The 25317-nt window shown below is 33.8% G+C and carries 28 protein-coding genes and 1 other annotated feature; of the genes, 26 read left to right on the top strand and 2 right to left on the bottom strand.

Annotated features, from left to right (window positions below):
- Positions 1-4: 4 nt before the first annotated feature.
- A complete protein-coding gene (gene hppD, locus EPK97_RS04595) occupies positions 5-1120 on the top strand; it encodes a 4-hydroxyphenylpyruvate dioxygenase (protein WP_162035397.1) in 1116 nt (371 codons plus the stop codon).
- Between the two features lie 21 nt (positions 1121-1141).
- On the top strand, positions 1142-2020 hold the full coding sequence (gene ilvE, locus EPK97_RS04590) for a branched-chain-amino-acid transaminase (protein ID WP_162035396.1): 879 nt from the start codon (positions 1142-1144) through the stop codon (positions 2018-2020).
- A 126-nt stretch (positions 2021-2146) separates the two neighbouring features.
- On the opposite strand, the gene EPK97_RS04585 is transcribed toward ilvE, so the two are convergent.
- Positions 2147-2857 (bottom strand): thioesterase II family protein, encoded by a 711-nt coding sequence (locus EPK97_RS04585; RefSeq protein WP_162035395.1) that lies wholly within the window; start codon positions 2855-2857, stop codon positions 2147-2149.
- Between the two features lie 112 nt (positions 2858-2969).
- On the opposite strand from EPK97_RS04585, the gene EPK97_RS04580 reads away from it, so the two are divergent.
- Positions 2970-3656, top strand: coding sequence for a 4'-phosphopantetheinyl transferase family protein (locus tag EPK97_RS04580; RefSeq protein WP_240903678.1), 687 nt, complete (start codon positions 2970-2972; stop codon positions 3654-3656).
- 353 nt (positions 3657-4009) lie between these two features.
- A complete protein-coding gene (locus EPK97_RS04575; RefSeq protein ID WP_162035393.1) occupies positions 4010-5284 on the top strand; it encodes a hypothetical protein in 1275 nt (424 codons plus the stop codon).
- A gap of 50 nt (positions 5285-5334) precedes the next feature.
- Here EPK97_RS04575 and EPK97_RS04570 read toward each other — a convergent pair whose 3' ends face one another.
- The gene (locus tag EPK97_RS04570; protein WP_162035392.1) at positions 5335-6738 is read right to left on the bottom strand and encodes an N-acetylmuramoyl-L-alanine amidase; all 1404 of its coding nucleotides are present in this window, start codon (positions 6736-6738) and stop codon (positions 5335-5337) included.
- Positions 6739-6930: 192 nt separating this feature from the next.
- Here EPK97_RS04570 and EPK97_RS04565 point away from each other — a divergent pair, with 192 nt between their 5' ends.
- The 22 genes from EPK97_RS04565 (at position 6931) to pheA (ending at position 25317) form a co-directional block, all read left to right on the top strand.
- Positions 6931-7173 carry a DUF4321 domain-containing protein gene (locus EPK97_RS04565; RefSeq protein ID WP_162035391.1) on the top strand — a complete coding sequence of 81 codons (243 nt, stop codon included), beginning with the start codon at positions 6931-6933 and terminating at the stop codon, positions 7171-7173.
- Between the two features lie 19 nt (positions 7174-7192).
- Entirely contained in the window at positions 7193-7789 is a 597-nt protein-coding gene (locus EPK97_RS04560) for a Maf family protein (protein ID WP_162035455.1), read from the top strand.
- A gap of 138 nt (positions 7790-7927) precedes the next feature.
- Positions 7928-8617 carry a RadC family protein gene (radC, locus tag EPK97_RS04555; protein WP_162035390.1) on the top strand — a complete coding sequence of 230 codons (690 nt, stop codon included), beginning with the start codon at positions 7928-7930 and terminating at the stop codon, positions 8615-8617.
- 106 nt (positions 8618-8723) lie between these two features.
- Entirely contained in the window at positions 8724-9755 is a 1032-nt protein-coding gene (locus EPK97_RS04550) for a rod shape-determining protein (RefSeq protein WP_162035389.1), read from the top strand.
- Between the two features lie 26 nt (positions 9756-9781).
- Positions 9782-10642, top strand: a complete 861-nt coding sequence (gene mreC / locus EPK97_RS04545) for a rod shape-determining protein MreC (protein ID WP_162035388.1) — start codon at positions 9782-9784, stop codon at positions 10640-10642.
- An 8-nt stretch (positions 10643-10650) separates the two neighbouring features.
- Positions 10651-11166 carry a rod shape-determining protein MreD gene (gene mreD / locus EPK97_RS04540; protein ID WP_162035387.1) on the top strand — a complete coding sequence of 172 codons (516 nt, stop codon included), beginning with the start codon at positions 10651-10653 and terminating at the stop codon, positions 11164-11166.
- Positions 11167-11246: 80 nt separating this feature from the next.
- Positions 11247-11903: a septum site-determining protein MinC gene (locus EPK97_RS04535; RefSeq protein WP_162035386.1), complete on the top strand. Its 657-nt coding sequence runs from the start codon at positions 11247-11249 to the stop codon at positions 11901-11903.
- 15 nt (positions 11904-11918) lie between these two features.
- On the top strand, positions 11919-12713 hold the full coding sequence (gene minD / locus EPK97_RS04530) for a septum site-determining protein MinD (protein ID WP_162035385.1): 795 nt from the start codon (positions 11919-11921) through the stop codon (positions 12711-12713).
- 7 nt (positions 12714-12720) lie between these two features.
- Positions 12721-13854: an FtsW/RodA/SpoVE family cell cycle protein gene (locus EPK97_RS04525; RefSeq protein WP_162035384.1), complete on the top strand. Its 1134-nt coding sequence runs from the start codon at positions 12721-12723 to the stop codon at positions 13852-13854.
- Positions 13855-13994: 140 nt separating this feature from the next.
- On the top strand, positions 13995-14822 hold the full coding sequence (locus tag EPK97_RS04520) for a M23 family metallopeptidase (RefSeq protein WP_162035383.1): 828 nt from the start codon (positions 13995-13997) through the stop codon (positions 14820-14822).
- Positions 14815-15669 carry a M50 family metallopeptidase gene (locus tag EPK97_RS04515; protein WP_162035382.1) on the top strand — a complete coding sequence of 285 codons (855 nt, stop codon included), beginning with the start codon at positions 14815-14817 and terminating at the stop codon, positions 15667-15669. Before EPK97_RS04520 ends, EPK97_RS04515 begins: the two co-directional genes overlap by 8 nt.
- 93 nt (positions 15670-15762) lie before the next feature.
- Positions 15763-16983, top strand: a complete 1221-nt coding sequence (locus EPK97_RS04510; protein WP_162035381.1) for an Rne/Rng family ribonuclease — start codon at positions 15763-15765, stop codon at positions 16981-16983.
- A 73-nt stretch (positions 16984-17056) separates the two neighbouring features.
- Positions 17057-17157: a sequence feature (ribosomal protein L21 leader region), on the top strand.
- Positions 17158-17169: 12 nt separating this feature from the next.
- Positions 17170-17481 (top strand): 50S ribosomal protein L21, encoded by a 312-nt coding sequence (gene rplU, locus EPK97_RS04505; protein ID WP_162035380.1) that lies wholly within the window; start codon positions 17170-17172, stop codon positions 17479-17481.
- A gap of 10 nt (positions 17482-17491) precedes the next feature.
- Positions 17492-17824, top strand: coding sequence for a ribosomal-processing cysteine protease Prp (locus EPK97_RS04500; protein WP_162035379.1), 333 nt, complete (start codon positions 17492-17494; stop codon positions 17822-17824).
- A gap of 14 nt (positions 17825-17838) precedes the next feature.
- Positions 17839-18129: a 50S ribosomal protein L27 gene (gene rpmA, locus EPK97_RS04495; RefSeq protein WP_162035378.1), complete on the top strand. Its 291-nt coding sequence runs from the start codon at positions 17839-17841 to the stop codon at positions 18127-18129.
- 95 nt (positions 18130-18224) lie between these two features.
- On the top strand, positions 18225-18944 hold the full coding sequence (locus EPK97_RS04490; RefSeq protein ID WP_162035377.1) for a Spo0B domain-containing protein: 720 nt from the start codon (positions 18225-18227) through the stop codon (positions 18942-18944).
- Positions 18945-18965: 21 nt separating this feature from the next.
- Complete coding sequence (gene obgE, locus EPK97_RS04485; RefSeq protein WP_162035376.1) at positions 18966-20270, top strand: GTPase ObgE; 1305 nt, start codon at positions 18966-18968, stop codon at positions 20268-20270.
- A 337-nt stretch (positions 20271-20607) separates the two neighbouring features.
- Positions 20608-21039, top strand: coding sequence for an ACT domain-containing protein (locus EPK97_RS04480; protein WP_162035375.1), 432 nt, complete (start codon positions 20608-20610; stop codon positions 21037-21039).
- Positions 21040-21060: 21 nt separating this feature from the next.
- Positions 21061-22350, top strand: a complete 1290-nt coding sequence (locus EPK97_RS04475; RefSeq protein ID WP_162035374.1) for a homoserine dehydrogenase — start codon at positions 21061-21063, stop codon at positions 22348-22350.
- Between the two features lie 50 nt (positions 22351-22400).
- The gene (gene thrC, locus EPK97_RS04470) at positions 22401-23480 is read left to right on the top strand and encodes a threonine synthase (RefSeq protein WP_162035373.1); all 1080 of its coding nucleotides are present in this window, start codon (positions 22401-22403) and stop codon (positions 23478-23480) included.
- Positions 23477-24463 carry a homoserine kinase gene (thrB, locus tag EPK97_RS04465; RefSeq protein WP_162035372.1) on the top strand — a complete coding sequence of 329 codons (987 nt, stop codon included), beginning with the start codon at positions 23477-23479 and terminating at the stop codon, positions 24461-24463. Before thrC ends, thrB begins: the two co-directional genes overlap by 4 nt.
- A complete protein-coding gene (gene pheA / locus EPK97_RS04460) occupies positions 24460-25317 on the top strand; it encodes a prephenate dehydratase (RefSeq protein ID WP_162035371.1) in 858 nt (285 codons plus the stop codon). Before thrB ends, pheA begins: the two co-directional genes overlap by 4 nt.

Genomic DNA, 25317 nt, shown 5'->3' with positions numbered 1-25317 from the left:
CAGTATGAGAGAAAATATGATATCAATTATAAATAAGCCCAATAAACAAGAGATAGAAGATATTGATTATATAGAGCTTTATGTAGGTAATGCAAAACAATCTGCGTATTATTATTGTAGAATTTTAGGTTTGAAAATCGTAGCATATAGTGGTTTAGAAACAGGGGATCGTGATCGTACTTCCTATGTACTAAAAAAAGGAAATACTTGCATTGTAGTAAGTAGCTCTCATTCTAATGAACATCCTATTTCACAATTTGTTAATAAAAGAGGAGATGGAATAAAAGATGTCGCATTTCGTGTAAATGATGTAGATGAAATATATGAAAATGCAGTGGCTAATGGAGCAATAAGTATTCAACCCCCTTATGAAGAAAGCGATAAATATGGCATTGTAAAAAAAGCGATTGTTGGAACTTTGGGTGATCTTACTCATACAATTGTAGAAAAAAAAGATTATAGAGGAGTATTTTTCCCAGGTTATAAATCAATAAACAATGGTAGCTTCCCAGAGCATAATGGTATCACTTGCATTGACCATCTAGCCATCTGTGTAGATAACATGCCTGCGTGGGTAAGTTTTTATGATAATGTCTTTGGTTTTAAACTACTTAAAGCATTTAAAAAAGATGAAGTTAGTTCCTCGAATTCTGCACTGATGACAAAAGTGATGCAGAATGGAACGGAACGGGTTAAACTCCCGATTGTTGAGCCAGCAGAAGGAGACAAAAAATCTCAAATAGAAGAATTTTTAGAATACAATAAAGGTCCTGGTATCCAACATATTGCTTTACTTACAGATGATATTCTGGAAACGGTTAAAACAATGAATGAAAATGGGATAGATTTTCTATATACACCTGAAACTTATTATCAAATGCTACCAAAACGAGTTGGAAAAATTGATGAATCCATAGAGGAATTACAAAAACATAAAATTTTAGTGGATAAAGATGATGAAGGATATCTGCTTCAAATTTTTGCACAACCTATACAAGATAGACCTACATTATTTTTTGAAGTCATTCAACGTAAAGGCTCACGTGGATTTGGCAATGGGAATATAAAAGCACTTTTTGAAGCAGTAGAGAGAGAACAAGAAAAACGAGGCAATTTATAACGTTTAGCAGGAGGAAGTAAAATGAGTGACTGGATTTTTATGAATGGAACCTATGTACATAGGGAGAATGCTAAAGTTTCGGTATTTGATAGAGGATATTTATTCGGAGATGGGGTATTTGAAGGAATAAGAGCCTACAATGGAAATGTGTTTAAACTAAAAGAACATATTGAACGATTGTTTGATTCAGCACATTCCTTATTATTAAGTATACCCTACACACATGATGAAATTAAAAATATTGTAATTGAGACTTTAAAGAAAAATCGTTTAGATACCGCGTATATACGAATAATTGTGTCTAGAGGAGTAGGGGATCGTTATAACTTAGATCCATTTGTTTGTATGAGTCCACAATTGATTGTTATAACAGAGAAATTCGAAGCTTTTTCTAGTGAATTTTATGAAAATGGAGTGGAAGTACTTACAGTACCAACTAGGAGGAATCGTGCTGATACTTTATCACCACAAGTAAAGTCCTTAAATTATTTAAATAATATATTAGTAAAGATAGAGGCAAAACTTGCAGGTATGCAAGATGGCTTGATCTTAAACACAGAAGGATATGTTGCTGAGAGTACAACTCAAAATTTATTTATTTATAAAAATGAAAAATTAATCACCCCCCCATGTTCTCAAGGTGCTTTAGAAGGAATTACTCGAAATACTGTGATTGATCTAGCAACAGAATACGGATATAACGTTGAAGAGGAGTTGATCACTAGACACGATGTATATACTGCAGAAGAGGTTTTTATGACTGGAACGGCTGCAGAAATCATTTCGGTAGTTAAAGTAGACGGAAGAGTAATAGGTATAGGTAAGCCTGGAAAACTTGCTATTAAATTATTTGAAAATTTCAAAAAATATGTTGTAATTGAAGGAGAAAAAATAGAGTGAAATCTCGAAATTTATAAATCAATTTAAATCTAATAGAAAAAAGGACTGTCTCATAATTAAATATTGAGACAGTTCTAATGTATTTTAAGATTACTAGCATATATTGAGTTATAGAAGTGATGTTCTTTATCTTTGAGGGTTATTTATATATAAATGACTTTCAACGGCTTTTATCGTTTTTTCCAAATGATCTTGGATAAAGAAATGTCCTCCATTTATGAAATGGTAGTCTGATGGCTGATAAGTAAGTTCGTCCCATTCCTTAATAATATCTATGTATTTATCGTGTGAGCCATATAATACAACTGTTTTACAATTAATTTTATTTTGTTTTTGTTTATATTGATACGTTTCTACAATTTTATAGTCTGCTCGTATAATTGGAACAAATAGCTCAGCTAACTGACTATTATCAAAAATTTCCTCAGAGGTCCCGCCTAGTTCTAGTACATTTCTTTTAAATTCATTATTTGGTAATAAATGAACTTGTTTCTTATCTGTATTTTTTGAATGTGGGGCAGAGCTTCCAGAAAAAAAGATCATTTCTGGTTCATTGTGATTCATATTTATTAACTTATAATACAATTCATAGGCAATTTTGCTTCCCATGCTATGTCCAAATAGTGCGTATGGTGTAGAGTTTAACTGTCCACTAATTTTTTTATAAACATCCTCGACAGCTTCATTTAAATTTTCGTAAAAGGATTCACCCATTCTAGTTCCTCTACCAGCTAATTCAATTGGAACGATTTCAATAGATTGCTTAAAATGTTTTTTCCATTTGCTATATATAGCAGAGCTACCACCTGCGTATGGAAAACAGAATAATTTCATCATGCTTCAATCACCTCATCTACTAAGTTTAAAGCATATCGTATTTATTTTCCAATTTTTTCGATATAATGAATGAAACGAAACTTACGATTTGAGGTACTAAAGGATGAAAATCATGGCTGTGAAAATAGATTCAGAGATTGAACATGGTTTATATATAGATTTATTAAAAAACCTACCTAAAGAAAAACAAGTTCGATTGAATAAATATAGAAATAAAATGGACGCTCAACGTTCTTTATTAGGTGAAATTTTAATTCGAACTGAAATTATGAATTTAACAAACGTGAAAAACCATGAAATTGTATTTCAAAAGAATACCTACGGCAAGCCGATATTATTGAATAAGCCACAATTTCACTATAATGTTTCACATTCAGGTGATTGGGTGGTTTGTGCAACTGATGGTTCAATTATTGGTATTGACGTAGAGAAAATGGCTCCAATTGACTACACAATCGCTAATCGTTTTTTTTCAAAACAGGAAGTAGTGGATTTATCAAAAAAAGAAGAGCCTGAAAAATTAAAATATTTTTTTGATTTATGGACTTTAAAAGAAAGTTATATTAAAACGGATGGCAGAGGGTTATCCATCCCACTTGATTCATTTAGTATTCGTAAAACGAACAATGTCATAATGATAATGACAGAAAACCCTTTAAAGGAAGTATTCTTTAAACAATATGGAATAGATGATTTGTACAAATGTTCAGTATGTGCATTAAACAATCAATTTCCTGATGAACCACGTGTTCAATCCTTATTAGACACGTGTCACCTCTTTTTGAATCATATCTATTAAACTCTACCTAGACTAAGGTCTAGATCAAAATAAGCCTCCAGACCGGTTTGATTTTGGTGAAAATAATCTATTGTATAGATTATAGCTTAAATATAGGGGGGCTTATTTGTGAATAAGATTGAAATCATTGAACTTATTAGGCTGGTCCCCACATTTTTAATTTTAATGTCTGTTTTATATTTTGTTTGGAAACTGATTGGAAACTATATTGAAGATTTCATTTTTTTAATATATTTTATATAACTCAATTATAGATAAGTAATAACTTTATTATTAAATGAATTAATCATAATCTTTTTATTTCTATCATATTCTTTTCATATACAAGCTTTGGGACAAGGAGGGAATATGTATTGGATAAAGCAAGATTAACCTACCGTTTTGACAAAGAAGGCAATAAAATAAATAAGAAAAATGAACCTCAAAAAGATATTATATCCCTAAATAAAAATGAGTTTAAGGTGATAGAAAAGTCAGATGAAACGAAAACTGAAGATGAACGCTCTGATCCTATCTTAGATTCTCAGCCATTAAATCAATTTACTACTGATTATGGTGCATGGAGTAGCCCATTTGATGCTGAAACTGCTAAATTAGAACAGCTTATACGAGAAACAGATACGTATCAAGATAATGGATTTGATAAAAGACATCGTGATAATGATCGTGAAGATGATTTATTAGAAAAATTTGATTCACATTCAAAATATTCAAATGAAAACCAGAGAAATCCATACAAAAATAGAAACCCCTATGGGTATATTAAAAAAACAAAAAGACCATGGTTTAAAATCATCACTTCTTTCACTGGAGCTATCATTGTAGGGATTGCATTTGGTTTTTTTGTATTATCTTTTTTCTCTGACAATCCACAGTCGGTCAGTGAAATAGATCAAACAAAAATTGATTCAATCTCACCCTCAGATTCAGACGAAGTGCTTGAAAATGAGAATAATACTAGTCCTCAGCCAGTAGTGAATTTAAATGGAACAATTTCATTAAACATACCATTCCAATCTTATTTCATGCTTCAAAATGGTGTGTTCAGTAGTTTGGAAGGAGCAGAGGAAGCGATAGCTGCTTTATCAAACAATGGTTTTGCTGCTGTAAGTGAATTAAATGATAGCTACTATGTATTTGCTGGAATGACAACAAATCGAGATGATGCACTATTACTGAGTTATAAATTGCAGCAGGAAGATTTAGAAGTTTATATTAAAACGTATGAGATACCTTCTATCCAACAAATGAAATGGAATGGGAATGATGCAGATTTTGTTCAATCCTATTTTTCCCAGGGGTCAGACCTTGTTGATACAATTAGTGAATTGACCTTAATACATTTAAAGGATCAATCTTTTACGTCCTTTGAGGATAGCTCTCTTGAGACGATTAAAGGTTTACATCAAACTTGGGCAGCACTAATCCCAGAAGTAAATGCTGGATTTCCAGAGGAAGTAAAATCTACGTTTGAAAAAATGAATAGCGCATTAAGCACAGCTATGATTTCTTTGGAGGATTATCAGAAGAACCCATCATCTTCATTGCTTTGGCAGACTCAAACTGCCTTAATGCAATATACGATTTTGCAAAAGGATTTACTTCAAAGGATATCTGTATCTCTTTAATCTTCACCCCACTTAAATTGAAAAAAAGCTCGCCGATGGCGAGCTTTTATTTAGTACAAAAATCTATCAACCATAACAGCTAATTCAGCACGGGTCATATTACGCTCAGGTCCAAAGGTGGTTTCTGTTATTCCATTTAAAAGAGAAAGTTCTTTTAACAGATAGACAGACTCAGCGTACCACTTTTCCTCTGAAACATCTTCATATAAAAACGTTTCTTCCGTTACTGTCATTTCATTTTCATTCCAGATACGATTAAAAATAACCGAAACCTCAGCTCTTGAAATAGGTTCATTAGGTCGAATTGTTTCATCTGGATACCCTAGAATATAACCATTATTCACTGCTTCTTGAATGATTTTAAAAGCCCAATGATCAGCGGATAGATCTTTAAAGTCTTTTGTCTCTACTTTTGTTTGTTTATTAGAATCAAACTCATTTGTATTATCTGATGTTGATTCTTTTTCATTGGTTTCATTTAAGTCTGTGTTTGAATTATTTTGCTCATGGTTGCTATTTTCTCGATCTGATACATTATTTTCTTGAGTTGATTCTGTTTCTTCTTCTGAAATAGGAGTGGGTTGTTCATCGCTCAAATTATCAAGTGGTTCATTTGTTTCTTGCTCATTTTCAGAAACCTTGTCACTAGTAAAATAAAAAATACGATCCATCATTGCTAAAAATTCAGCTCTAGTTAATGATCGGTTGGGTTCATAACTATTGTTATATCCAATGATTAGATCATTATCCTGAAGTCGAATGATAGACGTAATCGCCCAGTGATCCAAAGCATCCCAAAAAGTGATGGGTTCGAATGATTCAAGACCATTTGCAATTCCTATGGCCATTTTTTGTCTTTCACTTTCGTCAACTAATCTCTCAGCATCTTGTTCATTGCTTAAAAAAGCAGTTTCAACTAAAATACTTGGAATTGAGCCCATGCGAGCGACATAAACAGCTTTGGACATTAAACCAAGGTTTTTCGTCTCGGCTTCGGTTACCAGTCCATTTAGAACGGATTGCGCCAGTGTCTTACTATAGGGTGTTAAAACAGACATTGCTTTACTAGCCGGGTAATCCTTATCTGGATATTGATTATTATAGTAGATTACCAGACTACCTTTAATGGATGGATCGTGATGAGCATTTGCATGAATTGATACAAATAAATCTGCATTTTGTTGATTTGTAAATTTGACTCTATCTTGCAAGCTTATGTAAGTATCATTTTCCCTAGTTAAAATAACCTCATGTCCACGCTCTTCCAAAATATTTCTTACTTTAAATGAGATGTCTAGATTAACATCCTTTTCTTTCAGTCCATTAACACCCAATGCACCTGGATCTTTCCCACCGTGACCTGCATCTATTACCACTTTCAAAGCTTGAGCATAATTTGGAAAAATCACAAAAAGAATCATCAAGAAAATAACCGTGTGTTTACATTTTTCCATCAAGCTAAATCTCCTCCCTATTTTATATTTTAATAGGAAAAGAGTGGTATGTAATCAGGAAATATATGCCATCTAAAGTTTTTTTTGATAGATTGTGTTAATTCATCTTAACTCGTATAATAGAATATAGAAGAAATTCAAAAGATTCATAGATGAAAAGTGTAAGTTACAAGTTTTGGAGGTAGGAGTGTGATGAAAAAAAATAGTTTTGTATTAATTATTTTTTTGTTGATAGGATTGTTAACCGGGTCTATTATCGCTCAACTTTTAGAACCCGTACCTGCATTATATTTTCTAACTAAATCCTCACAAATCACATGGGAACCTTCAGCAGATTTAGGTTTTTTATCATATGATTTTAATTTCCAGGTTAAACTAAATATTGCAAACATCTTAGGGTTAGCTTTCTCTTTTTGGTTATATCGTAAATTATGATGTTTGAAGGGGATTAAAAATTTTGAATAATACACATCTTATCCTTGCCTCTTCTTCACCTCGAAGACAAGAATTGATTCGTTCTTTGAACTTACCCTATACAATTTGTGTGAGTGATGTTGATGAAACTCTTACAGAGATATTAACACCTGTTGAAATGGTAAAAGTTCTATCAACAAAAAAAGCAACAGCTGTGTTTGAAAAAATAAAATCCAAGAATAAACATGGAATTATTATTGGAGCAGATACAATTGTTGTGAAAGATGGACGAATATTTGGGAAACCAAAAGACAAGAACGATGCAATTTCAATGTTGCTTCAGCTTCAAGGAACCACGCATGAAGTATATAGTGGTATTGCTTGCATAGATTCAGATTCAGGCAAAATACTAGTTGAATCTCAAAAAACGATAGTACATATGAAGTCTCTAAAGATTGAACAGATTGAACGTTATGTTAATACTGGAGAACCTATGGATAAAGCTGGTGCGTATGCTATACAAGGTCTGGGTGCAACCATGGTGGATTCTATAGAGGGTTCATATTTTAATGTAGTTGGTCTATCGCTTTCTTTGTTAAGTGAAATGTTAGGTGAGTTTGGAATTGAAGTGATATGACTTTTAAAGAAATTGTACGAATTAAGGTTCTGTAATGGAGATGCGAATTAGTTTATCTTGTATGCATATCCCTCACGACAATGTACATTTTGAATGCATTTTTAAAAATGTCCAAAAGCAAAAGGGAGGGCTCAAGATATGTCACATCTGTCACAAATCCTCAGAGATGTACCAGAAAATGATAGACCTCGTGAACGCATGCTTCAATACGGTGCACAGGTTTTAAGTAATGCTGAGATTATAGCTATATTGTTAAGAACGGGTTCCTTTGATGAATCTGCAATAACATTAGCACAAAAAGTACTAAAAAAGTTTGGAGGTTTGCGTCATTTAGTTGATGCTAGTACAGAACAATTAATTGAGATGAAGGGGATCGGTCCAGCAAAAGCGTTACAAATTCAAGCTGGAATTGAACTTGGCAGAAGGTTAGCAAAAAGTAAATTGGAACATCATATCACTATTCGATCCCCAGAAGATGCTGCAAAATATATGATGGAAGATTTACGATACTTACAGAAGGAACACTTTATTTGTTTATTTTTAAATACAAAGAATCAACTGATTGCACAGGAAACGCTCTCGATGGGAAGTTTAAATGCATCTATAGTTCATCCTAGGGAAGTTTTTCGTGCAGCTATCAAAAGAAGTAGTGCTTCCATTATCTGTGTTCACAATCACCCAAGTGGTGATCCGACTCCAAGTTCAGAGGATATTGAAATAACGAATCGTTTATTAGAAGCTGGTCAGGTGATCGGTATAGAAGTGCTAGATCATTTAATTATTGGCGATCAAAATTTTATAAGTTTGAAAGAAAGAGGACTTATGTAATACAATGATATAAGTTTCAAATAAATTCATTTTCGTTTTTTATAAACAAAACTAGAAAATATATGATAATTCATTGAGAAATTGGTAATTAGAAAGGAGATTTGGCATGTTTGGCAGCTTTGTTAAAGACTTAGGGATTGATTTGGGAACAGCAAATACACTTGTATTTTTAAAGGGGAAGGGGATCGTTGTAAGGGAACCTTCAGTTGTTGCTGTACATACGGAATCTAAAACGATTGTTGAAGTAGGTGACGCAGCAAAAAAAATGCTCGGTAGAACACCTGGTAGTATTAAAGCAGAACGTCCAATGAAAGATGGAGTCATTGCTGATTTTGAAACGACGGCTGCAATGATTAAAGCTTTTATGAAGAGAGCTCAAAAGCAAAGATTTTTGTTCCCTAAACACCCTAACGTTATGATTTGTGTTCCATCAGGGGTAACAGCGGTTGAAAAAAGAGCAGTGGAAGATGCAGCACGTCAAGCTGGAGCAAAAGAGGCATACACAATTGAGGAACCTTTTGCAGCTGCAATTGGTGCAGATTTACCAGTATGGGAACCAACAGGCAGTATGGTTGTGGATATTGGTGGTGGAACAACAGAGGTAGCAGTAATCTCTTTAGGAGGAATTGTAACGGATCGTTCCGTTAGAGTAGCTGGAGATGAAATGGATGATTCCATAACACAATATATTAAAAGAAAATATAATTTAATGATAGGTGAAAGAACAGCCGAGGCTGTTAAGGTGGAAATTGGATCAGCAACTGAAGCGGAAAAATCTGAAATAATGGAGATTCGCGGACGTGATTTGATTACAGGGTTGCCTAAAACAATAGAGATATCTGCAAATGAAGTTACAAAAGCTCTCAAGGACACCGTTGATAAAATTATCGAAGCGGTAAAAGGAACCTTAGAAAAATGCCCTCCTGAGCTTGCAGCAGACATAATGGATCGTGGTATTATATTAACTGGTGGTGGGGGCTTGTTGAGAAATTTAGACAAAAAATTAACTCAGGAAACAGGTATGCCAGTTATTGTTGCAGATAACCCGCTTGATTGTGTTGCGATAGGTACAGGTAGAGCTTTAGAGGAAATACATTTATTTAGAGATAAGAAAAATAAAGGTCGCAATAAAAGATAATTGTAGATTGAATAGAAGGTGTTCGTTTGTTTAAGCTCTTCGGCAATAAAAAACTTTTCTTATTATTGCTGGGTCTCATTTTTTTTACAGCACTTATGGGAATCAGTTCGATTGAAAAGAGAGATAACTTAATCTGGCCTGAAAAGTTTTTAAAAGACTCTGTATCTTGGATGCAAGGTTTAGTTTATAGGCCCGCTGGATATATAGCGGGTTTTTTTGAGAATATAGGGGATTTGAGAGTTATTCATGAAGAAAATAAAACATTAAAATTAACTCTTTCTCAGTATGCAAGAGATAGGGCTAAGTTAAATACTTTAGAAGAAGAAAATAAGAGATTGACAGAAGCACTTCAATTTACCGAAGAGCAAAAAGAATTAAATAATTATAAATTTCATATTGCCCATGTTGTTGCTGTAAATCCTGATGCATTTAATGATACGATTACAATTAATTTAGGCTCTAAACATGGCATGAAATTGAATATGCTAGTGACTACAACGGATGGTTTAATAGGTAGAATTAGTGAAGTAAATCCTTTATTCTCAACGGTGCAGTTATTGACAGATTTTAATGACCAATTTAATAATAGTATTGGTATAGCCGCTACTGTTTTAGGAAGCGAAGAATCTTTTGGCATTATTCAAAGTTATGACGAGAAGGAAAATGTATTAATTATGAGCCAGATCAATCAAAATGATATCTTAAAAGAAGGGGACATCATTATAACATCTGGTTTAGGTAAGTTATTCCCAGAAGGTATCGAAATCGGCACAGTTTTGTCAAGAGAAGTGGGAGATTATGGTCTTACACATATTGCAAAAATTACTCCAGCAGCTAAATTCGATAACTTAAGGGAGGTTTTTGTAGTTGAAAAACCTGGAATGTGAGGTGTGATATGCTTCGCACTTGGATTGGTTTGATTCTCTTTATGTTTTTTTTAATCGAAGGAACTATAATACAATGGTTACCTTTAACATGGGATGAACGTTTACAGGTTACGCCACATTTTACTTTTATCCTTATTTTATATACTTGCTTTTATGTTCAGAGATCATTTGCAATTATATTAGCTTTTAGTATTGGATTTTTTTACGATTTGATTTACTATAATCAATTGTTTGGTTTATATGCGTTTAGTATTGGATTTACTGTTTATTTGATATCTTATATGATTAAACGGTCTTATCTAGGTTTCTTTATTATTACACTTGTTGTCATGCTTTCTTTAATACTTTTGGATAGTACCATTTATGGAATTTATTATTTATTTAAACTCACTGATGAATCGTACATATGGGTACTCTCTCATCAACTTCTACCTAGTTTGTACGTCAATCTAATATTTTCAATGATGATCTATTTACCATTTCGCTCTTTTGTTGTTCGAATATCGTTTAAACAAAAGGGATAGTCATCATGCAACATTAGAATATTTAGAAGGAAATTAATTTATTATATCGAATTTTATATATTTAAGGGGGAAGGGTTTATATGACTGCAACGAAGGAACACGTGACTATCAAAGGGAATAAAGATGGTCTAGTATTTTTGTTTAATGATCATTGCGAGTTTCCTGTACTACTCAGTGAGTTGCAGTATAAACTTGAAAAAACACATCAACAAATATTGTCTGGTCCCACGATTAATGTGCATATAAAATTAGGTAATCGAGATTTAAATGTCGAACAAGAAGAAAAAATAAAAAAGCTTGTTAGTAACCATGGGAATTTATTAATTCAATCCATGGAATCTACTTCAAAAGATATAAAAAAGGAAAATCATGATTTAAAAATAATAAAAGGTATTATTCGTTCTGGACAATCCATTCATTATGAGACACCAATTCTTTTTATGGGTGATGTCAATCCAGGGGCAATGATATCTTCTACTGGCGATATTTATGTCATGGGATCTCTTAGAGGTCTCGCACATGCTGGTAAAACGAATAAAGGCAATAAAGAGGCAATTATAGCAGCTTCATATATGAAACCAACCCAATTAAGAATTGCAAACATTGTCAGTAGATCACCTGATGAATCTGCAAATGAAGGTACATATATGGAATTTGCTTTTTTGGAGGATGATCATATGCAAATCGGAAAAATAAGTGAACTTCATAAAGTTCGTCCTGATGCATTTCAATTCTAACGGAGGTGATTATCAATGGGAGAAGCAATCGTCATTACTTCAGGTAAAGGTGGAGTTGGTAAAACTACAAGTTCAGCTAATATAGGAACTGCCTTAGCAATGTTAGGAAAAAAAGTATGTTTGTTAGATACAGATATCGGATTAAGGAATTTAGATGTAGTCATGGGTTTGGAAAATAGGATTATTTATGATTTGGTGGATGTAGTTGAAGGGACCTGTAGAATAGCTCAGGCTTTAGTAAAGGATAAACGGTTTGAAGAATTATATTTTCTTCCAGCTGCTCAAACGAAGGATAAAGATGCTGTGCAGCCAGAAGATGTGAAAAAAATAGTAGATTCTCTAAAGCCAGATTTTGACTATATCATTATTGATTGCCCTGCTGGTATTGAAGGAGGGTTCAGAAATGCTGTTGCTGGTGCAGATAAAGCGATTGTAGTATCAACTCCTGAAATGTCATCTGTAAGAGATGCAGATCGAGTAATAGGGTTATTGGAAGCTTCCAATATTAGAAATCCTAAACTGATTATAAATCGTGTACGTCCTAACATGATGAAATCCGGAGATATGATGGATATTGATGAAGTTTGTTCCATACTCGCGATTGATTTATTAGGTGTTGTACCAGATGATCAACAAGTCATAAAAGCTGGAAACATAGGAGAACCTACAGTAATGAATCCAACATCAAATGCGGCTGTTGCATATCGAAATATTGCCCGTCGTATATTAGGAGATTCCGTTCCATTAATGGCGTTAGAAGGAAAAAAAGGTGTATTTTATAGACTTAAAAAGATCATGGGGATAGGATGATCATAGAGTGTTAACTAAGTTGAAACAATTAGATTGGGTAATTATTTTAATATTGATTTTATTTATGGTGATTGGGACACTGTTAATTAATAGTTCTGATATACCATCGCAAGTTACAAAACATGTAAAACTATTCTTATTAGGTTTTATAACAATGATATTCTTTTCTTTAATGGACTATCGCCTTTTAATTAAATGGGCATATTTTATTTATGGTTTTGGTATTATTCTATTAGTCGGTTTGATTTTTTTTGGTGTTACAATTAATGGTGCTGAAGGTTGGTATTCTTTTGAGCCTATTGGACTTGGATTTACTTTTCAACCGGCTGAATTGGTTAAGATTACACTAATAATCATGATTGCTTATATGTTGAAAAAACGTGATGGTGAACCACTAACTATAGTGAATGATTTACTTCCAATTGGTTTGTCTGTTTTAATTCCTTTCACTTTTGTGATTATGCAGCCTGATTTAGGTAATGCGATTATATATATTGTAATTTTTATAGGAATGCTTTGGATTGGAAATTTAAAATATACTTATGTTTTAATTAGTATTTTACTCATCTCTGTTATTGCATTTACCTCTTTTCAAGTGTATCAAACTTTTCACGGTCAAATCGTAACATTTTTAAGTGATAGTGGTAAAGGACATTGGACTGAACGGATAGATGCAATATTATTTCCAGAAGTTGCTGGAGATACTTATCACCAAGATCAGGCGATTATGGCGATTGGTTCAGGTGGATTACTTGGAGAAGGTTATTCCAATGGGACTGTGACAGTACCTTATGATTATTCAGATTCTATTTTTGCCATTGTTGGTGAGGAGTTTGGTTTTATAGGATCATCGTTACTGTTGTTATTGTACTTTTTATTAATATATCGATTGATTATTATTGCCATTCAATCAAAAGATCTTGCAGGTGCATATATTATTGTGGGAATTACTTCTATGTTTCTATTCCAAATTTTTGAAAACATCGGGATGTTAATTGGGATAATGCCACTAACTGGTATTACTCTACCTTTTATTAGCTATGGAGGAACTTCTATTTTAATTAACATGATGAGCATAGGTATTGCGATGAGTATTAAGGTTCATCAAGATAGCCCATGGATGTATGATGATGATTACTGAAAACTGAATATATGTATAATAAATTAACCGTATGAAAGCATTGGCATTCATATGGTTTTTTTCTTTGGGTTCTAATCATTACAAAATAAACATAAATATTAATCATAAAATAAATGGACTAGCCTTTTGAGGTGAACAATATGAAAATTAATAACAATGTAAAACAAAGAAGGAATCAGCGTGTAAATGAACTTATTCAAAAACAAAAACAACCTTTGAACAGTAATGAAATGAATAAGAGATATCTTCAAGAGTTCGTAGACCAAAAATTAGATGATCCTGAATATGTGTGGAAACATAGACAAGATCCATGGGCACACCTAAAACAATATGATAGGGAAGAAAGCTTTTTTCAAAAGTATTTCATGACAACTTTCACCATTAGTTTCCTGTTATTCATTATCATCTGGTTATTATTTCAATTGGAAACGCCATGGGCAGAAAAGGGAAAGATGTTAGTTACTCAGGTTATAAATGAAGAAACATTTGATAATAAAGCATTATTAACACTTTATGATCAAATGTTTGAAGGATACCCCTCCTTCATCCCTACCTTTAACTCTGAGAAAAAGACGATACCAGCAGAAAAAGTAAATACATCTCAAATTAAAAACATACATCATCCTGCTAATGGAAAAATCATCTCCGCTTTTGAGTCTACAAAGTCAGGTGTTACGATCAAAACGAGGAAAAATGAACCTATTATTGCATTGGATCAAGGGAGAGTTATTTCAGTTGAAAACACAGAGTTTACAGGCTTGACGATAGTAATTCAACATGTAAACAAGCTTCAATCTATTTATGGATATGTTACTTATTCATCATTAAAAGTGAACGATTGGGTAGAAGGTGGAGAACAGATTGGCGTTGTTTCAGAGTTACAAAATGACGAAGCAGGAATTTTATATTTTGCTTTACGAAAGGATAATCAATTTATTGATCCTGCGGAAGTGATTCATTTTGATTAACATTTATGGTACGCAATATCGACTTCATCCCATGTTTATTTTAGTCATCTTAACCTCAATTTTATCTGGTAATATCGGGGAATTAATCACTTTGTTTGCTATTGTTTTTGTACATGAAATGGGACATGTTGTAGCAGCGAAAAACTTTGGGTGGGAAGTTAAAACTGTACAAATGCTACCGTTTGGAGGAGTAGCTGAAGTTGAAACACACCGAAATACGTCTGCTAGGGAAGAAATCATTGTTGCAGCTGCTGGTCCACTTCAAAATTGTTGGATGATAGCACTTGTTTATTTATTGCAAAGAACTGAAATGATTGATTTGGCCTGGTCTGATTATTTTATTCAAGCTAATTTAATGATCGCACTGTTTAATTTATTACCTATTTTACCATTGGATGGAGGTAAAATTGTACAGGCATTACTTAGTTATAAGGTAAGTTACCACAAATCTTTAAAATATTGTGCATGGAACAGTCTTCTGATGAGTATTTTAATGATTGCTTATGCTTGTACAGACATATTTTACTCAGGTGTACATTTAAATCTATTGATCATTGGAGTTTTTTTATTATATTCAAACTGGTATTATTTTCGTAATATACCCTATTATTTCATAAGGTTTTTAGTTAATCGGGAATTGACATTTGCAAAAATGAAAGTAAAAAAAGAAATCACAAAGCCAATTTTTGCTAACTCTTCCAGTTCAATTTCAGAAATTGTAAGATGTTTCAAACGTGATCAGATGCATATTATTTATGTATTAAATGACTTAGGAAAAGTTCAAGCAGTCATACCAGAAAAGCGTATCATACAAACCTACCTAATAAACCCTAGAAAAAATGGTTGATTTTTTGTGGTTTTTTTAACATTTCACTTTTGGGGGCTATTTTGTGTAAAATAAAAGATAGAATAAAAGTTTTTATGATTTGGGAGTGTAATAATGAAAAGGATCGTTATACACTATAAGAAGGATTTAACTGAAGTTGCATATACTCAAGATGGACAATTGATTGAGTATTATGCTGAGGAGACAACGGACAAGCAATCTGTTGGCAATGTATATAAAGGTAAGGTTGTAAATGTTCTGCCTGGTATGGAGGCTGCGTTTGTTGATATTGGAAAAGGAAAAAATGCTTTTTTATATCGTGACGATTTATTACCTATTAACTTGGAACTAAAACCTATAAATAAACCATCTATTCAAGAATTGGTTCGAATAGGACAGGAGATTATGGTTCAAATTTACAAGGAACCATTGGGGAAAAAGGGTGCTAAAATTACGACTCATTTTAATATACCCGGCCGCTATGTTGTTTATATGCCTTTTGGTAATTATGTAGCTGTTTCCCGTAAAATTGAATCCCATGATGAGAGAGAACGTTTAAAATTGATAGGAGAAGAGATTAGGATCGATCAGGAAGGTCTCATATTGCGTACAGTTACTGAGAACGGGAGTAAGGATACTTTAAATAAAGACATTGTTGAGATTAGAGAAATTTGGAAAGAAATTGAGAATAGATTCGAGTCCTCTACTGCTCCAGCAGAGCTTTATCAAGAACTTGGTATTTCTTTGCGAATTGTTCGAGATCTATTTACTACAGAGGTGCAGGAAATTGTCATTGATGATGCTCAAAAAGCCAAAGTAATTCGACAGTTTGTTCATAACATTTCACCATCACTTTCAGATAGAGTGAAACTTCATGATTCTAATTCACAGTCTATATTTGAGTTCTATCATATTGTAAAACAAACCGACGATTTTTTTAAATCTAAAATTTGGTTAGATAATGGAGGGTACATCGTTGTTGATGAGACTGAAGCGCTAACCGTAATTGATGTAAATACGGGGAAATATACTGGTACAGTTGATCTGGAACAGACTGTGTTTGAAACAAATTTAGAAGCGGTGGAGAAAATTGCTAGACTATTGAGGTTAAGAGATATTGGCGGGATCATCATTATTGATTTTATTGATATGGAATTTCAAACCCATCGAGATGAAATTACTCAAAAATTAGAAACTCTTATACAACATGATCGTACGAAAACAACGGTGATGGGATGGACGAAACTTGGTTTATTTGAGATGACAAGGAAAAAAGTAAGGAATATGAACAACTCATCGGTTAAGGTTTGCCCAAAATGTAATCGTATATTATAAGAGGTTGTTCAAAAAGTCCACTGTTGCATTATTACTATAAGTATGATAACATCTGAATGATGTGTGCTTATGACACATGTTATAACCGCTCAAACAAGGTAATTAAAGTATACGATAGTGGGATTTACATCCAGCGATTGTATCACCTTTTAATTGGCGAGTCTGAGACATGAGGAGGTGCGACAAATGTACGCAATTATTGAAACTGGTGGAAAACAATACAAAGTTCAAGAAGGCGATGAGCTTTATATTGAAAAGTTAGATACAAATGCTGAGGAATCAGTAACATTTAACACGGTATTAGCTGTTTCAAACGATGCAGGATTAGTAGTAGGTACTCCTACTGTTTCTGGAGCAAGTGTTACAGGAAAAGTGGAGAGACACGGTAAAGGTAAAAAGATTACAGTTTACAAATATAAGCCTAAGAAAAACTACCATCGTAAACAAGGGCATCGTCAGCCTTATACAAAAGTTGTTATTGAAAAAATCCAAGCATAAGAGGAATATAATGATTACGGTAACCATTGAAAGAGATCATGAGAAAAAAATTGTCAGATATCTTGTAGATGGACATGCTGAATTTGCTGAAGCGGGCAAAGATATCGTTTGTGCAGGTGTATCAACGCTCACCATTGGAACTGTGAATGCAATTGAGTCTTTATTGAACATTGAATTGCCAGCAGAAATGCATAATGGGCTGCTCGATGTAGAGATACCTAAAATTGAGAAGAGAGAAATCTCAGATCAAACTCAACTGCTTCTTGAATCGATGGTTGTCATGTTGAAATCAATTCAGGAATCTTATGAAGATTATTTAAAAATTATTAATAAACTCGTGTAGGGGAGGTAGATACTATGTTGAAGTTAGATCTTCAGTTATTTGCTTCTAAAAAAGGAGTAGGTTCTACTAAAAATGGTCGTGACAGTATTTCAAAACGTTTAGGTGCTAAACGTGCTGATGGTCAGGCTGTTAGAGCTGGTAACATCCTTGTTCGTCAACGTGGAACAAAAATTCATCCTGGAAATAATGTAGGTATTGGATCAGATGATACTTTATTCTCTAAAGTTGACGGAGTAGTGAAATTTGAACGTTGGGGACGCGATCGCAAAAAAGTGAGCGTATATCCGGCAGTAGCAGAAGCTTAATAAATAACACGTTTAAACATAAATCCTGGCGTATAGAATGCGCTAGGATTTTTATTTGATTGAATATAAATGTGGACATAAACGGGGATTGTATTATGGGAAATTGGAAACGAATGAGTCTCATTACTGAGCTTTTGGTATTGTTATTATTAGTCATTATTTTTATAACATCAACTGGTTGGTTAAGTCGAATCCTCATCATGATTACAGTCATACTTATTATCATTCATTTTTTTGTTAGAAATAAGCAGAAGTCAAAGGAAAGGGATCAATCGATGAATGAGACCTTGAGTTTTATTCATCACTATCAACATGACTTAATGAATGAGCTGCAACTTATCTTTGGATATATCAAACTAAAAAAGTTTGATAAATTAATATTTATTGTGGAAAAATTAAAAGAAAGTATCCAGCATGAAAGAAATATTGCTAAAATAAATGCTCAGTTTCTTGAATTTGAGTTATTGAAAATGAAAACGAGTAGTAAGTCATATCAATTTAAAGTTGAACAAAGCTTGATTACTCCTGAAAAATTTACTAATAACCTAAAGGAAAATGCTTTTTTATTGATTGATTTGTTGCAGACATTTGAGAACTGTGCAGATCATACACTTGATTCTAATAATGAGCTGACGATTGACTTCTTTGAAGAACAGGAACGATTGCATGTAGCATTTGAATTTGTGGGTAAAATGAAACTAACGCAATTCAAAAATGAGTTAGATCCAATAGTTATGAAATTCAAATCGAAAAGAGTGAAAATAAAAAAAGAAATAAATGAAAAATGGATATCGATTGAAATTCAATTTGATTAAATACATAATTGGGGTGTTTTTATGTTTGTAGATAAAGCAAAAGTGTATGTGAAGGGTGGTGACGGTGGAGATGGTATGATTTCATTTCGCCGTGAAAAATATGTTCCAGAAGGTGGACCAGCAGGTGGTGACGGTGGTAATGGGGGAGATGTGATCTTAAGAGTTGATGAGGGTCTAAGGACATTAGTTGATTTTAAGTACCAACGACATTTTAAAGCAAAACGTGGAGAAAAAGGTAAAATAAAAAAACAACAAGGTGCAAATGCTGATGATATGATTGTTAGAGTTCCTCCAGGTACAGTGATTCATGACGATGACACAAATGAAGTTTTAGCAGATTTGACTTCGCATGGACAAGAGGTGATCATCGCTAAAGGGGGTAAAGGTGGTCATGGCAATGTTCGTTTTGCAACGGCAAGCAACCCGGCTCCATACATAGCTGAAAATGGGGAAGAGGGACAAGAGCACTGGATTGTATTGGAATTAAAGGTCATGGCTGATGTTGGACTGGTTGGTTTTCCAAGTGTAGGTAAATCCACCTTTTTATCTAGGGTAACTGCTGCTAAACCTAAAATAGCTTCATATCATTTTACAACATTAACACCTAATCTAGGTGTAGTTGATGTTGGTGAAGGCAGAAGTTTTGTGTTAGCAGATCTTCCTGGTTTGATTGAAGGGGCACATGAAGGTACAGGTTTAGGACATGAATTTTTAAGACATATTGAAAGAACTAGAATTATTTTACATGTTGTTGATATGTCCGCTTCTGAAGGGAGAGACCCTTATGAGGATTGGGTGAAAATCAATTCTGAACTTTATCAATATAGTGAGAAACTAAAAGACCTTCCACAGATTATCGTAGCAAACAAAATGGACATACCTGAATCAGAGGGAAATTTAAAGAAATTCCGTGAACAATTATATGAAAGTCATGGCGAACTAGATGTTTTCGAGGTTTCTGCAGTTTCAGGAAAAGGGGTTCAGGAATTATTGTATAAAACCGTAGATGTCTTAGATGCTATACCTAAGCAACCCATTGTTGAAGAAGTATCCGAGATAGAGGATAGAAAAATATATACGATTGAGGATCAGAGTGAAAAAGAACCGTTTACGATTCGGAGAGAAAACGATGTCTATATTATCGAAGGTGAGCGTATTAACAAGATGCTCAAGAAAACGCAATTCGGGACATATGATTCTGTGATGCGCTTTTCAAGAACTTTGCGTAATATGGGAATAGATAAGGCTTTACGAGAAAAAGGAGCTACAGACGGTCAAACTATACGTATTGGAGAATATGAATTTGAATTTGTAGAAAAAGAGTAATAAACCCACCCCAAAAAGTGAACTGTATTCTTCGAAGTATCCCAGTTCATGGATGAACTGGTGCCGGAATTATCAGTTTCTGGATGAACTGATGCAGGTATTTGTCACAGGACGTGACATGAATCTTATTTGCCCCACATGGAAGTGGCAGTTTATTATCGGCCTATTACTTTCCGGGGATCCCTTAGCCAAAATCCCTTTAAAAAGGTGAAATAACTATTTTACCATCTTAGAAATCTCTAAGATGGTTTTTTGGTTACATTAACTATTGTTTTATTGCAAATATTTCGATATAATGTCCACTATAGAAAAACATAAGTCTTTAACAGGGGGACGTATGGAGAAATTTTATTTAGTAAAAGAAAATATATTGCCTGAGTCATTACTAAAAACAATTCAAACGAAAGAGCTCCTTGCAAATGGGGAGGTAAAAACCGTTCATCAAGCTGTAGAAAAAGTAGGATTGAGTCGGAGTGCATTTTATAAATACAAAGATGGTATCTTTCCTTTAAATAAATTACAAACTGAAAGTATTGTTACTATATCGATGGATTTACATCATCGTTCAGGTGTTCTATCCAAAGTAATAGCTTTGGTTGCAGATTTTAAAGGTAATGTGCTAACCATTAACCAGACGATCCCACTTCAAGGTATGGCGAATGTAGTGATGTCGGTAGATACCTCATCTATAGGTGAAAATTTTGCAAATTTGCTGGAATCGTTGGAGTTTGAAGGTGTTAAAAGAGTGCAAGTGATTGGGCAAGGATGAAATGATATTGGGGGGAAAATAATGAAACCTTTTAAAGTAGGATTACTGGGATTAGGCACTGTAGGTACAGGTGTTGTAAGAATTATAGAGGGTCATCAAGATGATATAAAAAGACAGATTGGCTCTTCTATTGAAATAGAGAAAATATTAGTTCAAAATAAAAATAAATTGAGAGATGTTCATATAGAACCACATAAAATAACAGAAGACCCTTGGGATGTTATTGAAGATAAAAATATTGATATCATTATTGAAGTCATGGGTGGAGTAGAACTAACAAAAAACTATATACTAACTGCACTTGAACAAGGCAAACATGTCATTACAGCGAATAAAGATTTGATGGCGCAGTATGGCCACGAGATATTGGCAAAAGCAGAGGAACATGGCCGTGATGTATTTTATGAAGCAAGTGTTGCAGGTGGAATTCCAATACTTAGAACAATAGTAGATGGATTATCATCTGATAGAATCACAAAAATCATGGGAATTGTAAATGGTACAACGAACTACATTTTAAGTAAAATGAGTCTTGAAGGTGCACCATACGAGGATGTATTAAAAGAGGCACAAGAATTAGGTTATGCAGAAACAGACCCAACCTCAGATGTTGGTGGATTTGATGCAGCATACAAAATGACCATATTAGGAACGTTAGGATTTCACACATATGTCACTGTAGACGATGTAAAAATCAAAGGTATCTCTGATGTTTCAGCAGAAGATATTCGATATAGCTCTCATTTAGGATACGAGATTAAATTGCTAGGCATCGCAGAACGTAAGGATGATTTAATTTATTTAAGTGTGCAACCGACTTTAGTGAAAAAGTCACATCCACTAGCAAATGTGAATGGCGTGTTTAATGCAGTATATGTTTATGGAGAAGCGGTTGGAGAAACGATGTTTTATGGACCTGGAGCAGGAGAAATGCCAACAGCCACTTCAGTAGTTGCTGATTTAATTGCTGTAGCTAAAAATTCTATGCTTCAAGTGAACGGTTCTAGACCAACTACCTCTTCATATAAAGAAAAAAAATTAAAACCACTGGATCAGGTTGTATATAAAAACTTTATTCGACTTTACGTTGCAGATAAAGCAGGGGTTTTAGCACAAATCACACAGGTGTTTACGAAATATGAAGTGAGTTTAGAATCTGTTGTGCAACAGCCAAATCAAGATTTACAGGCTGCAGAAATTATTATCGTAACACACGACGCAAATATGGCAAGCATGGAAAAAGTGCTGAATGAATTTAATGACATGGATGTTATTCACGAAATTAAAAGTGTATACCGTGTTGAAGGATAATATAAAAAATACTTTTTGATAACTTCTAAAGATTAAAGGAGATATTAACAATGAAATATGAGGGACTGCTAAAAGCACATAAAGAATTTTTACCTATTAATGAAAATACACCTATGGTTACACTTCATGAAGGAAATACACCTTTAATTCGTGCAGATCAATTATCCAAAGAATTAAATTTAAATTTATATTTAAAATACGAAGGTTTAAACCCAACGGGTTCTTTTAAGGATCGTGGTATGGTCATGGCAGTTGCAAAAGCGAAGGAAGAAGGAAGTCAGTCGATTATGTGTGCTTCCACTGGAAATACTTCTGCAGCAGCAGCAGCCTATGCCGCAAGAGCTGGATTAAATTGTATTGTCATCATTCCTAATAATAATATTGCACTAGGAAAACTGGCACAAGCCATTATTTATGGTGCAAAAGTAGTAGCTATTGAAGGTAATTTTGATCGTGCATTGGAAATCGTAAGAGAAATTACAGCTAAACATCCCATTACGTTGGTCAATTCAGTAAATCCATATCGAATTGAAGGACAAAAAACAGCAGCTTTCGAAGTATGTGAACAATTGGATAAAGCACCAGATGTGTTAGCAATTCCAGTTGGAAATGCAGGAAATATAACGGCTTATTGGAAAGGTTTTAAAGAGTATTATGAAAAAGGAAAGTCTAAAACATTACCAAAAATGGTAGGATTTGAAGCAGAAGGTTCTATGGCTATAGTGAAAGGTGAACCGATAAAAGATCCAGAAACGATTGCAACAGCAATTCGGATTGGAAATCCTGCTAGTTGGGATGGAGCTGTGAATGCAGCGGAGGAATCTAAAGGTCAGATTAATTATGTTACTGATGCTGAAATTTTAGATGCATATAAACAACTCGCTGGTAAGGAAGGGGTATTTTGTGAACCAGCATCTGCTGCTTCAGTAGCAGGTGTAATGAAACTACACAAGCAAGGGTATTTTTCAAAAGATGAAACGGTTGTTTGTGTGCTTACAGGAAATGGACTAAAGGATCCAAATACGGCCATTGATAGTGTGAATGCTCAACCCCTTATTGTGAGTGATACTGAAGAAGCCGTGATGGAAGCAATCTCAAAATTAACAAAACAAAAGGTTGGACAAGAATGAATGAAAAGAAAAGATGTGTAAAAATTCCTGCTAGCACAGCAAACTTAGGTCCAGGTTTTGATACCATTGGTATGGCACTGGATTTGTATGTTTGGATTGAAATGAGTTTTTCTGATGAAACTAAAATTCATTTACATGGTGAAAATTTAAAAGGTGTAAGTACAGATAAAAGTAATTTAATTTATCAAGTTGCCCAAAGAGTTTTTCTTAAAGCAGGTGTTAAGCAATCGAATCTAGAAATTAGTATATATAGTGATATCCCATTAACGAGAGGTCTAGGTAGTAGTGCATCCGCTATTGTGGGTGCACTCGTTGCTGCGAATGCGTTAATTGATGATCCATTTTCAAAAGATGAATTATTTCAAATGGCGACAAGTATTGAGAATCATCCTGATAATGCAGGAGCTTCGTTATTTGGTGGCTTAATCGTTTCCAATTGGAATGAGGTAAGGGCTGAATATATTCGTATTGAGCCTAGTCCTCAGTTAGAATTATTAGCTGTTATACCAGATTTTGAATTGGCTACGGAAAAATCCAGAAATATTTTACCAGATCAAATTCCTTTTCATGATGCTGTCTTTAACGTCAGCCATTCTTCTTTACTTGTTGCTGCATTATGTACAGGTAAATTAGAACTTATTCAGTATGCTATGAAAGACAGGTTACATCAACCTCATCGTGCATCGCTTATTCCTGGTATGAAAACGATATTGGATCAAGCGGTACAACATGGTGGCTTAGGGGCTGCTTTAAGTGGTGCAGGACCAACTCTGTTGGTTTTTGTAGATAGAAATAGCAGTGAAAAAACAAACCTAGAAGAATTTGTAATCAATCATTTTAAAAATGAGAATATGGCTGTTGATACGCTGTGGTTAAATCCTTGTCTAAAAGGTGCTCAGGTTATAACGCAACAAAACTCCCATCCTTTTCGTATTGAGAAGTTAAAAGAAGGAGCATCAATAAAAGGAGAATTTAAATCATGAAACAGATTGCATTTTTAGGTCCAGAGGGTACGGTTAGTGAAGAGAGTTCTCGGTATTTTTTTTCTGATATATCCGTTGAATTAGTACCGTATAAATTAATATCTGATGTCTTTTTAGCCACTGAATCTGGAAAAACAAATTATAGTGTAATCCCTATTGAAAATACGATTGAAGGATCTGTAAGTCTTCATATGGATTGGCTAGTGCATGAAGTGGATCTACCTATTCAAGCTGAGTGGATCTATCCATCTAGACAAAATTTAATTGGGAATGTTGAGGAATTGGGACCTGACTTTTCAAAAATTAAAAAGGTATTTTCCCATCCCGTAGCCATTGCTCAATGTAAACAGTATCTTAGAACGAATCTTCCAGATGTTGACTTTGAATATGTAAGTACAGCTGAGGGAGTCAGAATTGTAAAAAACAATCCAAACAAAGGGTATGCGGCAATTGGTACTGAATTAGCAGCTCAAAAGTATGGTTTAAATGTATTATCAAAACATATTCATGAACATGATGATAACTTTACTCGTTTCATGTTAGTGGGTAAAGAAGCTTTAACAGAAATAAAAAAAACAGAACATATAAAAACAAGCATACTAGTTACATTACCTGAAGATTATCCTGGTGCTCTACATCAAGTATTATCTGCTTTTGCCTGGCGAAGAATTAACTTGTCTAGAATTGAATCCAGACCAACAAAGAAAAAATTAGGAAGTTATTATTTTTATATTGAAATTGAAGAAAGTCTGGATTCTGTTTTATTGCCGGCTGCTATTCAAGAAATAGAAGCGATTGGGTGCAAAGTACGTACATTAGGGTGCTTTCCTAGTTTTTCATATGTGAACGATTAA

This window comes from Chengkuizengella sediminis (assembly GCF_010078385.1).
Classification (GTDB): domain Bacteria; phylum Bacillota; class Bacilli; order Paenibacillales; family KCTC-33759; genus Chengkuizengella; species Chengkuizengella sediminis.
This window is presented reverse-complemented; position numbering and strand designations above follow the sequence as displayed.

Coding starts and splice junctions, on each gene's coding strand:
- hppD (WP_162035397.1), top strand. CDS start 5: ATGAGAGAAAATATGATATCAATTATAAATAAGCCCAATAAACAAGAG.
- ilvE (WP_162035396.1), top strand. CDS start 1,142: ATGAGTGACTGGATTTTTATGAATGGAACCTATGTACATAGGGAGAAT.
- EPK97_RS04585 (WP_162035395.1), bottom strand. CDS start 2,857: ATGATGAAATTATTCTGTTTTCCATACGCAGGTGGTAGCTCTGCTATA.
- EPK97_RS04580 (WP_240903678.1), top strand. CDS start 2,970: ATGGCTGTGAAAATAGATTCAGAGATTGAACATGGTTTATATATAGAT.
- EPK97_RS04570 (WP_162035392.1), bottom strand. CDS start 6,738: ATGGAAAAATGTAAACACACGGTTATTTTCTTGATGATTCTTTTTGTG.
- EPK97_RS04565 (WP_162035391.1), top strand. CDS start 6,931: ATGAAAAAAAATAGTTTTGTATTAATTATTTTTTTGTTGATAGGATTG.
- radC (WP_162035390.1), top strand. CDS start 7,928: ATGTCACATCTGTCACAAATCCTCAGAGATGTACCAGAAAATGATAGA.
- EPK97_RS04550 (WP_162035389.1), top strand. CDS start 8,724: ATGTTTGGCAGCTTTGTTAAAGACTTAGGGATTGATTTGGGAACAGCA.
- mreD (WP_162035387.1), top strand. CDS start 10,651: ATGCTTCGCACTTGGATTGGTTTGATTCTCTTTATGTTTTTTTTAATC.
- EPK97_RS04535 (WP_162035386.1), top strand. CDS start 11,247: ATGACTGCAACGAAGGAACACGTGACTATCAAAGGGAATAAAGATGGT.
- minD (WP_162035385.1), top strand. CDS start 11,919: ATGGGAGAAGCAATCGTCATTACTTCAGGTAAAGGTGGAGTTGGTAAA.
- EPK97_RS04520 (WP_162035383.1), top strand. CDS start 13,995: ATGAAAATTAATAACAATGTAAAACAAAGAAGGAATCAGCGTGTAAAT.
- EPK97_RS04510 (WP_162035381.1), top strand. CDS start 15,763: ATGAAAAGGATCGTTATACACTATAAGAAGGATTTAACTGAAGTTGCA.
- rplU (WP_162035380.1), top strand. CDS start 17,170: ATGTACGCAATTATTGAAACTGGTGGAAAACAATACAAAGTTCAAGAA.
- EPK97_RS04500 (WP_162035379.1), top strand. CDS start 17,492: ATGATTACGGTAACCATTGAAAGAGATCATGAGAAAAAAATTGTCAGA.
- rpmA (WP_162035378.1), top strand. CDS start 17,839: ATGTTGAAGTTAGATCTTCAGTTATTTGCTTCTAAAAAAGGAGTAGGT.
- EPK97_RS04490 (WP_162035377.1), top strand. CDS start 18,225: ATGGGAAATTGGAAACGAATGAGTCTCATTACTGAGCTTTTGGTATTG.
- obgE (WP_162035376.1), top strand. CDS start 18,966: ATGTTTGTAGATAAAGCAAAAGTGTATGTGAAGGGTGGTGACGGTGGA.
- EPK97_RS04480 (WP_162035375.1), top strand. CDS start 20,608: ATGGAGAAATTTTATTTAGTAAAAGAAAATATATTGCCTGAGTCATTA.
- EPK97_RS04475 (WP_162035374.1), top strand. CDS start 21,061: ATGAAACCTTTTAAAGTAGGATTACTGGGATTAGGCACTGTAGGTACA.
- thrC (WP_162035373.1), top strand. CDS start 22,401: ATGAAATATGAGGGACTGCTAAAAGCACATAAAGAATTTTTACCTATT.
- thrB (WP_162035372.1), top strand. CDS start 23,477: ATGAATGAAAAGAAAAGATGTGTAAAAATTCCTGCTAGCACAGCAAAC.
- pheA (WP_162035371.1), top strand. CDS start 24,460: ATGAAACAGATTGCATTTTTAGGTCCAGAGGGTACGGTTAGTGAAGAG.